This is a genomic window from Blastococcus sp. SYSU D00669, from assembly GCF_054050715.1.
In genome coordinates, this window is sequence record NZ_JBJGZV010000025.1 from 15,305 (window position 1) to 28,155 (window position 12,851).

Here is a 12,851-nt window from a genome sequence, read left to right on the forward strand (position 1 = left end):
GACCGGACCCGCCAGCGATCCTGACCGGGTCCGACCTCGTCGGAACCGGGCCAGTGCCGCCCCGTGGACGACAGCCCAACGGACACCCGCCCGGTGGGCCCTCGGAGCCGAGCCGTCCGGTGACAAGCGGAACGCGCGCTGCTCCTCTGCCGCCCACCACTGACCACCCCGGCCTCCTCGCGACCGTCCTCCTCCGACCGGCGCGGGCGCCAGCCGACGACGGGAGTGACATGTCCGAGCTCTCCGCCCCCGCCGTGCCGTTCTCCGCGGTGCCCCAGGCCTCCGGGCTCTACGACCCGGCGAACGACAAGGACGCCTGCGGCGTCGCCTTCGTCGCCGACGCCCGCGGGCGCCGGTCCCGCGCGATCGTCGCCGCCGGGCTGACCGCGCTGCACAACCTCGACCACCGGGGCGCCGCCGGCTCCGAGCCGAACTCCGGCGACGGCGCGGGCATCCTCACGCAGATCCCCGACGCGCTGCTGCGCGCCAGCGTCGGGTTCGAGCTGCCGCCGCTCGGCGAGTACGCCGTCGGCCTGGCCTTCCTCCCCGTCGACGAGGCCCAGCGGGCCGCGCGGGTCGAGGACGTCGCCCGGCTGGCCGCCGAGGAGGGCCTGACCGTCCTGGGCTGGCGCGAGGTCCCGGTCGACCCCGAGGGCGCCGACGTCGGCCCGACCGCGCTGGCCGTCATGCCGCACTTCGCTCAGGTCTTCGTCGCCGAGACGATGGCCGCGCGCGCCGACACGAAGGCCTACGGCGGCCCGGTGACCTGCAACGGCGTGAGCCGGCTCGAGCGGCGCGCCTTCGTGCTGCGCAAGCGGGCCGAGCGCTCCGCCCGCGAGGCCGGCAGCTCGCTGTACGTCGTCTCGCTGTCCTCGCGCACCCTCGGCTACAAGGGCATGCTGACCACCGACCAGCTGCCGGCGTTCTTCCCCGACCTGCGCGACGAGCGCTACGAGTCGGCGATCGCGCTGGTGCACAGCCGGTTCTCCACCAACACGTTCCCGAGCTGGCCGCTGGCCCACCCGTTCCGGCTGATCGCCCACAACGGCGAGATCAACACCGTCAAGGGCAACCGGAACCGGATGCGCGCCCGCGAGGCGATGCTGGAGACCGAGCTCTTCGACGCCCCCGAGGGCAGCCCCGCCGCCGAGCTCGGCCTGGACCGGATCTTCCCGATCACCGCCAGCGACTTCAGCGACTCGGCGACCTTCGACGAGGTGCTCGAGCTGCTGCACCTGTCGGGCCGGTCGCTGCCGCACGCGATCCTCATGATGATCCCGGAGGCGTGGGAGAACCACGACGAGATGGACCCGGCCCGCCGGGCCTTCTACCGGTTCCACTCCTCGATCATGGAGCCGTGGGACGGGCCGGCCGCGGTCGCCTTCACCGACGGCACGCTCATCGGCGCCGTCCTCGACCGCAACGGGCTGCGCCCGGGCCGCTGGTGGCACACCAAGGACGACCTGGTGGTGCTCGCCAGCGAGGTCGGCGTCCTCGACATCCCGGCCGGCGACGTCGTGGCCAAGGGCCGGCTGCAGCCGGGCCGCATGTTCCTCGTCGACACCGCCCAGGGGCGGATCGTCTCCGACGAGGAGGTCAAGGGCGAGCTGGCGACCGCCCAGCCCTACGACGACTGGCTGCACGCCGGCCTGGTGCAGCTGCCCTCGCTGCCCGAGCGCCGCCGGTCGCGGCCCAGCCACGAGTCCGTCGTCCGCCGCCAGCTGGTCTTCGGCTACACCGAGGAGGAGCTGCGGCTGCTGCTCACCCCGATGGCCTCGGCCGGCGCCGAGCCGATCGGCTCGATGGGCACCGACACCCCGGTCGCGGCGCTCTCGGACCGCTCGCGGCTGATCTACGACTACTTCGGCCAGCTGTTCGCCCAGGTGACCAACCCGCCGCTGGACGCGATCCGCGAGGAGCTGGTCACCAGCCTGGGGCGCACGTTCGGCCCGGAGCAGAACCTCCTGGAGGCCGCGCCGGCCTCCTGCCGGCAGGTGTTCCTGCCGTACCCGGTCATCGACAACGACGAGCTGGCCAAGATCCTGCACATCGACGACGACGGCGACCTGCCCGGTTTCGCCGCCGTCCGGATCACCGGTCACTTCGACGTCAACGGCGGCGGGCCGGCGCTGGCCCAGGCCATCGAGGACCTGCGGACCAAGGTCAGCAAGGCGATCGCGGCGGGTGCCCGCATCATCGTGCTCTCCGACCGCGACGCCGACGAGAAGCGCGCGCCGATCCCCTCGCTGCTGATGACCTCCGCGGTGCACCACCACCTCGTCCGGCAGAAGACCCGGATGAAGGTGGGCCTGGTCGTCGAGTCCGGCGACTGCCGCGAGGTGCACCACGTCGCCCTGCTGCTCGGCTACGGCGCCGCCGCGGTCAACCCCTACCTGGCGTTCGAGTCGATCGAGGACCTCATCCGCGACGGCTCGCTCACCGGCGTCGAGGCGTCCCAGGCCGTGCGCAACGTGGTCAAGGCGCTCGGCAAGGGCGTGCTCAAGGTGATGAGCAAGATGGGCATCAGCACCGTCGGCTCGTACACGATGGCGCAGATCTTCGAGGCCGTCGGCCTGTCCCGCGAGATCGTCGACGAGTACTTCACCGGCACCTCCTGCCCGCTCGGCGGCGTCGGCATCGACGTCCTGGCCGAGGAGGTGGCGATCCGCCACCGCCGTGCCTACCCGCCGAACCCGACCGAGCGCGCGCACCGCAAGCTCGAGACCGGGGGCGAGTACCAGTGGCGCCGCGAGGGCGAGGTGCACCTGTTCAACCCCGAGACGGTGTTCCTCCTCCAGCACGCCACCCGCGCGCGGCAGTACGACGTCTTCGAGCGGTACACGAAGACGGTCGACCAGCTCTCCGAGGAGGCGGCGACGCTGCGCGGGCTCTTCACGCTGAAGACCGGCGTGCGCCCGCCCGTGCCGATCGAGGAGGTCGAGCCGGTCAGCGAGATCGTCAAGCGGTTCTCCACCGGCGCGATGAGCTACGGCTCCATCTCGCAGGAGGCCCACGAGACGCTCGCCATCGCGATGAACCGGCTCGGCGCGCGGTCGAACACCGGTGAGGGCGGCGAGGACCCCGACCGGTTCGTCCCCGACCCCAACGGCGACCTGCGCCGCTCGGCGATCAAGCAGGTGGCCAGCGGCCGGTTCGGCGTCACCAGCGAGTACCTGGTCAACGCCGACGACATCCAGATCAAGATGGCGCAGGGGGCCAAGCCCGGCGAGGGCGGCCAGCTGCCCGGCGGCAAGGTCTACCCGTGGGTGGCGCGCACCCGGCACTCCACGCCGGGCGTGGGGCTGATCAGCCCGCCGCCGCACCACGACATCTACTCGATCGAGGACCTCAAGCAGCTGATCCACGACCTGAAGAACGCCAACAACCAGGCGCGGGTCCACGTCAAGCTGGTCGCCGAGGTCGGGGTCGGGACGGTCGCGGCCGGGGTGAGCAAGGCGCACTCCGACGTCGTCCTGATCTCCGGGCACGACGGCGGGACCGGTGCCGCCCCGCTGACCTCGCTCAAGCACGCCGGCTCCCCGTGGGAGCTGGGGCTGGCCGAGACCCAGCAGACCCTGCTGGCCAACGGGCTGCGCGACCGCATCGTCGTCCAGGTGGACGGGCAGATGAAGACCGGGCGCGACGTCGTGATCGCCGCGCTGCTCGGTGCCGAGGAGTACGGCTTCGCCACCGCGCCGCTGGTGGTCTCCGGCTGCGTGATGATGCGCGTCTGCCACCTCGACACCTGCCCGGTCGGCGTGGCCACGCAGAACCCGGAGCTGCGCAAGCGGTTCACCGGGCGGCCGGAGTTCGTCGTCACGTTCTTCGAGTTCCTGGCCGAGCAGGTGCGGCAGTACCTCGCCGAGCTGGGCTTCCGCTCGCTGGACGAGGCCGTCGGCCACGTCGAGCTGCTCGACACCCGCAAGGCGGTCGACCACTGGAAGGCCGCCGGGCTGGACCTGTCGCCGATGCTGTCGGTGCCGGAGCTGCCCGAGGGCGCGGTGCGCCGCCAGGTCCGCGAGCAGGACCACGGCCTCGACGTCGCGCTGGACCAGACGCTGATCCAGCTGTGCGAGGGCGCGCTGCTCGACGCGCGGCCGGTCAGCCTCGAGCTGCCGGTGCGCAACGTCAACCGCACCGTGGGCACGATGCTCGGCTCGATGGTGACCCGCCGCTTCGGCGGCGAGGGCCTGCCCGACGGCACCATCGACCTGACCTTCACCGGGTCGGCCGGCCAGTCCTTCGGCGCCTTCCTGCCGCGCGGCATCAGCATGCGGCTGTTCGGCGACGGCAACGACTACGTGGGCAAGGGCCTCTCCGGCGGGCGGATCGTCGTCCGCCCGGCGCGCGAGGCCACCTTCGCCGCCGAGGACAACGTCATCGCGGGCAACGTCATCGCCTACGGCGCCACCGGCGGCGAGATCTTCCTGCGCGGCCGGGTGGGCGAGCGGTTCTGCGTCCGCAACTCCGGCGCGCTGGCCGTGGTCGAGGGCGTCGGCGACCACGCGCTGGAGTACATGACCGGCGGCCGCGCGGTGATCCTCGGTCCCACCGGCCGCAACGTCGCCGCCGGCATGTCGGGCGGCATCGGCTACGTCCTCGACCTCGCCCGGCACCGGGTCAACCCCGAGATGGTCGACGTCGAGGCGCTGGACGGCGAGGACGCGCACTGGCTGCGCGAGGTGCTCGTGCGGTACCACGCCGAGACCGAGTCGCCGGTCGCCGCCGCGCTGCTGGCGGACTGGGGCCGCTGGGCCGACCAGTTCAGCGTGATCATGCCGCGCGACTACCGCCGGGCGCTCGAGGCCCAGCGGATGGCCGAGGCCAACGGGACCGACGTCGACCTTGCCCTGATGGAGGCCGCTCGTGGCTGACCAGACCGGATTCCTGAAGTACGAGCGGAAGCTGCCCCCGCGGCGCCCGGTCGAGCTGCGGCTGCTGGACTGGAAGGACGTCTACCTCTCCCGGCAGAACGGGGAGGACGCCGTCTTCCCGGTGACCGCCGTGCGCGAGCAGGCGGCCCGCTGCATGGACTGCGGCATCCCGTTCTGCCACCACGGCTGCCCGCTGGGCAACCTGATCCCGGAGTGGAACGACCTCGCCCGCCGCGACGACTGGACCGAGGCGATCGAGCGGCTGCACGCGACCAACAACTTCCCGGAGTTCACCGGGAAGCTGTGCCCGGCGCCGTGCGAGGGCTCCTGCGTGCTGAACCTGCAGGAGTCGCCGGTCACGATCAAGCAGATCGAGTGGGAGATCGTCGACCAGGCGTTCCAGCGCGACCTGGTCAAGCCGGTGCCGCCGCAGGAGCGCACGGGCAAGAAGGTCGCCGTCGTGGGCTCGGGCCCCGCCGGGCTGGCCGCCGCCCAGCAGCTGACCCGGGCCGGGCACGACGTGACCGTCTTCGAGCGGGCCGACCGGATCGGCGGGCTGCTCCGCTACGGCATCCCCGAGTTCAAGATGGAGAAGGCCGTCCTGGACCGGCGGCTGGACCAGATGCGCGCCGAGGGCACGCGGTTCGTCACCGGCGTCGAGGTCGGCGGGTCGGCGGAGGCCGACCTGTCGGTCGAGCAGCTGCGCGGCGACTTCGACGCGGTCGTGCTCGCCGGCGGGGCGACCGTCGGCCGCGACCTGCCCGCCCCGGGCCGGGAGCTGGCGGGCATCCACCTCGCGATGGAGTACCTGCCCTTCGGCAACCGCCAGGCCCTCGGCGAGCTCGACGCCCCGCCGATCACCGCCACCGGCAAGCACGTGGTGATCATCGGCGGCGGTGACACCGGTGCCGACTGCCTCGGCACCGCGCACCGCCAGGGCGCGGCGTCGGTCACCCAGCTGGAGATCATGCCGGCACCGCCGGACCGCCGGGGCGCCGACAACCCGTGGCCGACGTACCCGATGATCATGCGCGTCTCCAGCGCGCACGAGGAGGGCGGCGAGCGGCTCTACTCGGTCAACACCGAGCGCTTCCTGGGCGACGACGAGGGCCGGGTCCGCGCGCTGCTCCTCCACGAGGTCGAGCGGGTCGACGGCCGGTTCCGGAAGGTCGAGGGCACCGAGCGCGAGCTGCCGGCCGAGCTGGTGCTGCTGGCCATGGGCTTCACCGGCGCGCAGCGCGAGGGCCTGGTCGACACGCTGGGCGTGGAGGTGGACCAGCGCGGCAACGTGGTCCGCGACGGCGAGTTCATGTCCAGCGTCCCCGGCGTCTTCGTGGCCGGCGACATCGGCCGCGGGCAGTCGCTCATCGTGTGGGCGATCGCCGAGGGCCGGGCGGCGGCCGGCGCCGTCGACGCCTGGCTGACCGGCGGCTCGATGCTGCCGCGGCCCATCACACCCACCGCCGTCGCGCTGCGCTAGCGCCCGCGCAGGCACCAGGGGCCGGGTCCCGCCGTCGCGGCGGGGCCCGGCCCCCTGTCACGTCCTGGGGTTGGTGGGGCCGCATGTGAGCGTTCACAGGGGTCGGACCCGCGGCGTCCCGGCCCGGCCGATAGCGTTCTCCCCATGCCCCGCCGCGCGAAGATCGTCTGCACCCTGGGCCCGGCCACCAGCTCCCTCGAGCAGGTCACGGCGCTCGTCGAGGCCGGGATGGACGTGGCCCGGCTGAACTTCAGCCACGGGTCGCACGCCGACCACCAGGCCGCCTACACCGTGGTGCGGCAGGCCTCCGACCACACCGGCCACGCCGTCGCCGTCCTGGCCGACCTGCAGGGCCCGAAGATCCGCCTCGGCACGTTCGCCGACGGCCGCGCGGTCTGGGAGACCGGCAGCCGCGTGTGCATCACCGTCGAGGACGTCGAGGGCACCGCCCAGCGCGTGTCGACCACCTACAAGGGCCTGGCCGGCGACGTGCGCGTCGGCGACCGGCTGCTGGTCGACGACGGCAAGCTGGCCCTGTCGGTGGTGGACGTCGACGGCCCCGACGTGTGGTGCCTGGTCGTCGAGGGCGGCCCGGTCTCGAACAACAAGGGCCTGTCGCTGCCCGGCGTCGCGGTCAGCGTGCCGCCGCTGTCGGAGAAGGACGAGGAGGACCTCCGCTTCGCCCTGCACCTGTCGGTCGACTTCGTCGCCCTGTCGTTCGTCCGCTCGCCCGACGACGTCGAGCTGGTGCGCGACATCATGCGCGAGGAGGACATCGAGGTCCCGGTCATCGCCAAGCTGGAGAAGCCCGAGGCGATCGAGAACCTCGAGGCGATCGTCGAGGCCTTCGACGGGATCATGGTCGCCCGTGGCGACCTGGGCGTGGAGCTGCCGCTGGAGAAGGTGCCGCTGGTCCAGAAGCGCGCCGTCCAGGCCGCCCGCGAGCGCAACAAGCCGGTCATCGTGGCCACCCAGATGCTCGAGTCGATGATCGGCTCGTCGCGGCCCACCCGCGCCGAGGCCTCCGACGTCGCCAACGCCGTCCTCGACGGGGCCGACGCGGTGATGCTCTCCGGCGAGACGTCGGTCGGGAAGTTCCCGATCGCCGCCGTGCGGACGATGGAGCGGATCATCGACGCGGTCGAGAGCGAGCACGCCCCCGTGCCGGGGCTGGTGCGGGTCCCGCGGTCGCGGTCGGGCGCGATCGTGCGCGCGGCCAAGGACATCGGCGAGATCCTCGGCGTCAAGGCGCTGGCCACCTTCACGCAGACCGGCGACACCGCCCGCCGGCTGGCCGCGCTGCACCCGCGCCAGCCGCTGCTGGCGTTCACCGTCGACGCGCGCGTGCGCAGCCAGCTGGCCCTCTCCTGGGGCGTGGAGACGTTCATCGTGCCCGCGGTGTCGCACACCGACGACATGGTCCGGCAGGTGGACTTCTCGCTGCTGGCCATCGGCCGGCTCAAGGAGGGCGACCGGGTCGTGGTGGTGGCCGGCAGCCCGCCGAACACCGTCGGATCCACCAACCTGATCCGCGTGCACGAGGTGGGCACGGACTCGTGACGGGGGAGGGGACGGCGCCGCTGATGGCGGTGCTGGGCCTCGAGGAGCGCGACCACGACGTGTTCGTGGGGCAGACGCCGACGACGGAGCAGCAGCGCATCTTCGGCGGCCAGGTGGCCGGGCAGGCGCTGATGGCCGCGGGCCTGACCGTGCCGGGGGAGCGGCCGGTGCACTCGCTGCACTCCTACTTCCTCCGCCCGGGCGACCCGGCGGAGGAGATCCGCTACGTCGTCGAGCGGCTCCGCGACGGCCGGACGTTCACCACCCGCCGCGTGCTCGCCCAGCAGCAGCGCAAGGGCGAGGACGTCGCGATCTTCGCGCTCACCGCCGACTTCACGGCGGGGGAGGCGGCGGTGGCCGAGCACTCGCTGCCGATGCCCGACGTCCCCGGGCCCGACGGGCTCCCCGGCATCCCGGAGATGTTCGACCGGCACCCCGAGCGCGCGGCGTGGATGAAGGCGATGGGCGTCGCCATCGAGCAGCGGTTCCTGGAGGACCCGTTCGAGCCCACGGCGAAGCAGCCGCCGCACACCCAGCACCGCACGTGGCTGCGGGTGCTGGGCCGGCTGCCCGACGACCCCGCCGTACACGCCGCGGCGCTGACCTTCGCCAGCGACCTGACGCTGCTCTCGGCGGGGGTCGCCCGCCTCGGCGTGGGCTGGGGCGGGTTCATCGGCGCCAGCCTCGACCACGCCGTGTGGTTCCACGCGCCGGTGCGGCCCGACGAGTGGTTCCTCTACGAGGGGGACAGCCCGGCCGCCTCGGCCGGCCGGGCGCTGTGCCTCGGGCAGATCTGGGCCGCCGACGGCACCCACGTGGCCACCGTGGCCCAGGAGGGGCTCATCCGGTCCCTGGCGCCCTGAGCCGCGGGCTCAAGGCGTGGGCAGGTCCTCCTGGGAGACCGCCTGGGTGAGCGACTCGTCCTGGCTCGCCGGCGTCTCGACCACCGGCGCGGCCGGGTCCGCGGGGGACGCCTCGGCCTCGGCCTCGGCCACGGCCTCGTCCGGCTGGGGTGCCGGCTCGGCCGCCGTCTGGCGCGCGGCTGCTGTCCGGCGCTCGGCTGCGGCCTCGCGCTCGGCTGCCTCCCGGGCCGCGCGCCGCTCCTCGGCGAGGCGAGCGGCCTCGGCGCGGGCCGCCGCCTCCTCGGCCGCCCGCTGCGCCGCCTGCTCGGCGAAGTCGTTCGCCAGCCAGTCGTGGTTCTCGCACAGCAGCGCCCAGGCCCGCTCGACGTGCGACCGGGTCGTCGCCGGCGCGCCCACGGCCACCCGCAGCACCACCTGCCCGCCGACCGTGGTGTGGGTCAGGAACACCTCGCCGCCGTCGTTGAGCCGCTCCAGCAGCGTCATCGTCGCCACGTCGGCGTCCACGTCGGCGGCCCAGCGCGGCCGCAGGCACACCAGCGAGAGCGGGTGCGGCACGGGGACGTCGAACCGGTGGTCGGAGTCGGCCCACGACGCCAGCTCCTGCGCCAGCGCCACCGAGCCGCGGATGTGCTCGCGCAGCCCCTCGGCGCCGTACCAGCGCAGCACGAACCACAGCTTGAGCGCGCGGAAGCGGCGGCCGAGCTCGATCTGCCAGTCGCGGTAGTCGACGACGGCGCCGGCGTCGGTGGCGGCGTTGCGGAGGTACTCGGGCAGGATCGCCAGCGCGCCGGTGAGGGCGGCCCGGTCGGCGACCCAGAACAGGGTGGCGTCGAAGCCGGTGAGCAGCCACTTGTGCGCGTCGGTGGTGTAGCTGTCGGCCCACTCGACGCCGGCCTGCAGCTCGCGCAGCTCGGGCACGACCGCGCTCACGCCCGCGTACGCGGCGTCGACGTGCAGCCACACGCCTGCCTCGCGGCAGATCGGGCCGAGCTCGGCCAGCGGGTCGACCGCCGTCGTCGACGTCGTCCCGACCGTGGCGCAGACCAGGACGGGCGTGTAGCCGCGGGCGGTGTCGCGCTCCAGCCGCGCCCGGAGCGCGGCGGGCCGCATCGCCAGGTCGCCGTCGACCTCGACGACCCGGACGGCGTCGCTGCCCAGGCCGGCGATCCGCACCGCCTTCTCCATGGACGAGTGCGTCTCGGCCGAGACGTAGACCGTGGCGCGGTCCGGCTCGACGCCGTGGCGCACCGTGGCGCCCTTGCCGGCGCGGTGCAGCGCCGCGAGCAGGGCGACCAGGTTGGCCCCCGAGCTGGAGTCCTGCACGACGCCGCCGCCGGTGCCGGTGGAGCGGAACGACCCCGGCAGGTCGAGCAGGTCGGCGAACCAGTCGAGGACGTGCTGCTCGAGCTCGGTCGCGGCCGGGCTGGTCACCCACGACATCCCCTGGACGCCGAGCCCGGCGCTGACCAGGTCGCCGAGGACCGACGGGCCGGAGGTGTTCGCCGGGAAGTAGCCGAAGAAGCCGGGGTGCTGCCAGTGCGTGAGGCCGGGCAGGACGACGCGGTCGAGGTCGGCCAGGACGGCGGCGAACGGCTCGCCCTGCTCGGGCGGCGCCGGCGGCAGCGCGGCCCGGACGTCCCCGGGGGAGACCTGCGAGCGGACCGGGAACGACCCGATGCGCGCCCAGTAGTCGGCGATCCAGTCGACGACCTCGTGGCCGTGCTGGCGGAACTGCTCGGGCGTCATGTGGCCGGTCACGCAGTCACCGTATTGACCGCCGGGTCGGCTGACCGCGAGCGGGGCCGACACCCGGCCGGCTCGAGCCCAGGGACCGACCGTGGAGCCGTGCCGTGACGCGGCTCCGCGGCCGCCGGCGCGGGCCGACCCGCACGCACAGCACCGTGCCCCCGGTGCGACTCGAACGCACACTGCGCGGGTTTTGAATCCGCTCCCTCTGCCGATTGGGGTACGGGGGCGCGCCGGGGTACCGGCCCCAGCAGGGTAGCGGGCAGCGTTCCGGGCGTGGTGAACGGCACGGACGACGCACGGTCCGCGCCGCTAGGCTTCCGGACCGTGAGCAGCGAGACGACCCGGGTCCTCATCGCGGAGGACGAGGCGCTGATCCGCCTCGACCTCAAGGAGATGCTGGAGGAGGAGGGCTACACCGTCGTCGCCGAGGTGGGCGACGGGCAGCAGGCGGTGGACCAGGCCCAGCAGCTGCGGCCCGACCTCGTCATCCTCGACATCCAGATGCCGGTCCTCGACGGCCTGTCCGCGGCGGAGCAGATCGCCCAGGCCCGCACCGCCCCGGTCATCGTGCTCACCGCCTTCAGCCAGCGCGAGCTGGTCGAGCGCGCCCGCGACGCCGGCGCCATGGCCTACCTGGTCAAGCCGTTCTCGAAGAACGACCTGGTGCCGGCCATCGAGGTGGCGCGCGCCCGGTTCGCCGAGATGACGGCGCTCGACGGCGAGGTGCGCTCGCTGGAGGAGCGCCTGGAGGCCCGCAAGGTCGTCGAGAAGGCCAAGGGCAAGCTCATGGCCGAGCGCGGGCTGACCGAGGCCGAGGCCTTCCGCTGGATCCAGCGGACCGCCATGAACGAGCGCACGTCGATGAAGGCACTCGCCGAGAAGCTGCTGGCCGAGGACGCCGCGCCGGAGAATTCTCCGGCCTGAGGCCGCCCTCGCCGCGACTTCTGCGATCACGAGACGGTCACGACTGGTCCCAGGCCGTCCCCGCGGGTGCATCTCGCGACCTACTGTGACCCGGCGCTGTCCCGCGGGACGGCGGAAAACGTCCGGCGTGCCGACAGGCGGCTCGCCGACCAGGCACGGGAGGTCATGTGCGTTTCTCGATCAAGAGCGGTGGTGCGCTAATCGCGGCGGCGCTCGTGCTCACCGCGTGCGGCGGCACCACGGGCGGTGACGACGAAGGCTCGGGCGGCGGCGGTTCGGAGGCCGGCAGCTGCGAGGACGTCGCCATCGGCTTCTTCGGCGCGCTGACCGGTGCGGCCGCGAACCTCGGCATCAACATCCGCAACGGCGTCCAGCTGGCGGTCGACCAGCACAACGAGGAGAACGCCGACTGCCAGGTGACGCTCGAGGAGTACGACTCCGCGGGTGACCCCAACCAGGCGACCGGTCTGGCCACGCAGGCCATCGGCGACGAGAACGTCGTCGGCATCGTCGGCCCCGCCTTCTCCGGCGAGTCCAACACCGCCGGCCCGATCTTCGCCGAGGGCGGGCTGCCGACGATCACCGCGTCGGCCACCAACCCGGCGCTGGCCGAGAACGGCTGGGACACGTTCCACCGGATCCTCGGCAACGACGCCACCCAGGGCCCGGCGGCCGCGTCCTACATCAACGACGTGCTGGGCAGCCAGTCGGTGTTCGTCGTCGACGACGCCTCGGAGTACGGCGCCGGCCTGGCCGAGATCGTGGTCGAGGACCTCGGCGACGCCGTCGTCGGCACCGACACCATCCAGACCGGTCAGACCGACTTCTCGGCCACGGTCACGGCCATCCGTGACTCGGGCGCCGAGGCGGTGTTCTTCGGTGGCTACTACGCCGAGGCGGGCCTGATCGTCCAGCAGATGCGGGGCGCCGGTGTCGAGGCCACGTTCGTGGTCGCCGACGGCGTCAAGGACCCGGGCTTCATCGAGGCCGCCGGTGACGCCGCCGAGGGCACGATCATCACCTGCCCCTGCCTGCCCCCGGAGGAGCAGCAGGACTTCTTCAGCGCCTACGAGGAGGCGTTCGGCTCCGCGCCGGGCACCTACTCGGCCGAGGCCTACGACGCGGCCAACGTGTTCCTCGCCGGCATCGACGACGGCAGCACCGACCGCGAGGCCATGCTCGAGTTCGTGAACGGCTACTCGGGCGAGGGCATCACCAAGAACGTCTCCTTCGGCGACAACGGTGAGGTCGAGGAGATCGCGGTGTGGGCCTACAAGGTCGAGGGCGGCGAGATCGTCGCCGACCAGGAGATCCCCACCTCCTGATCGACGACCGTCCCTGAAGGCACGGCCGGGTCCCGCGAGGGGCCCGGCCGTGTCCTCCGCTCCGGCCCGGAGGCCT

At 73.3% G+C, this 12,851-nt stretch carries 7 protein-coding genes and 1 tRNA gene; 6 read left to right on the forward strand and 2 right to left on the reverse strand.

Going from position 1 to position 12,851, the window contains the following annotated elements; translation table 11 throughout:
• Nucleotides 1-230 precede the first annotated feature (230 nt).
• From gltB to ACI8AF_RS17600, 4 genes are all read left to right on the forward strand, one after another.
• Nucleotides 231-4,874 carry a glutamate synthase large subunit gene (gene gltB, locus ACI8AF_RS17585; protein WP_456541030.1) on the forward strand — a complete coding sequence of 1,548 codons (4,644 nt, stop codon included), beginning with the start codon at nucleotides 231-233 and terminating at the stop codon, nucleotides 4,872-4,874.
• Nucleotides 4,867-6,354, forward strand: a complete 1,488-nt coding sequence (locus ACI8AF_RS17590) for a glutamate synthase subunit beta (protein WP_456541031.1) — start codon at nucleotides 4,867-4,869, stop codon at nucleotides 6,352-6,354. The genes gltB and ACI8AF_RS17590 overlap by 8 nt, the downstream gene beginning before the upstream one ends.
• A 144-nt stretch (nucleotides 6,355-6,498) precedes the next feature.
• Nucleotides 6,499-7,914: a pyruvate kinase gene (pyk, locus tag ACI8AF_RS17595; RefSeq protein WP_456541032.1), complete on the forward strand. Its 1,416-nt coding sequence runs from the start codon at nucleotides 6,499-6,501 to the stop codon at nucleotides 7,912-7,914.
• On the forward strand, nucleotides 7,911-8,777 hold the full coding sequence (locus ACI8AF_RS17600; RefSeq protein ID WP_456541033.1) for an acyl-CoA thioesterase: 867 nt from the start codon (nucleotides 7,911-7,913) through the stop codon (nucleotides 8,775-8,777). Before pyk ends, ACI8AF_RS17600 begins: the two co-directional genes overlap by 4 nt.
• A gap of 9 nt (nucleotides 8,778-8,786) precedes the next feature.
• Here the strand turns inward: ACI8AF_RS17600 and ACI8AF_RS17605 are convergent, their stop codons facing one another.
• Nucleotides 8,787-10,535: an aminotransferase class V-fold PLP-dependent enzyme gene (locus ACI8AF_RS17605; protein ID WP_456541034.1), complete on the reverse strand. Its 1,749-nt coding sequence runs from the start codon at nucleotides 10,533-10,535 to the stop codon at nucleotides 8,787-8,789.
• Between the two features lie 144 nt (nucleotides 10,536-10,679).
• A tRNA-Leu gene (locus ACI8AF_RS17610) sits at nucleotides 10,680-10,753 on the reverse strand.
• 97 nt (nucleotides 10,754-10,850) lie between these two features.
• On the opposite strand from ACI8AF_RS17610, the gene ACI8AF_RS17615 reads away from it, so the two are divergent.
• A complete protein-coding gene (locus ACI8AF_RS17615) occupies nucleotides 10,851-11,450 on the forward strand; it encodes an ANTAR domain-containing response regulator (protein WP_456541035.1) in 600 nt (199 codons plus the stop codon).
• Between the two features lie 167 nt (nucleotides 11,451-11,617).
• The gene (locus tag ACI8AF_RS17620) at nucleotides 11,618-12,775 is read left to right on the forward strand and encodes a branched-chain amino acid ABC transporter substrate-binding protein (RefSeq protein ID WP_456541036.1); all 1,158 of its coding nucleotides are present in this window, start codon (nucleotides 11,618-11,620) and stop codon (nucleotides 12,773-12,775) included.
• Nucleotides 12,776-12,851 lie beyond the last annotated feature (76 nt).

What these genes read in the sequence shown, in the direction of transcription:
- pyk (WP_456541032.1), top strand. Translation starts at nt 6,499, where the DNA reads ATGCCCCGCCGCGCGAAGATCGTCTGCACCCTGGGCCCGGCCACCAGC.
- gltB (WP_456541030.1), top strand. Translation starts at nt 231, where the DNA reads ATGTCCGAGCTCTCCGCCCCCGCCGTGCCGTTCTCCGCGGTGCCCCAG.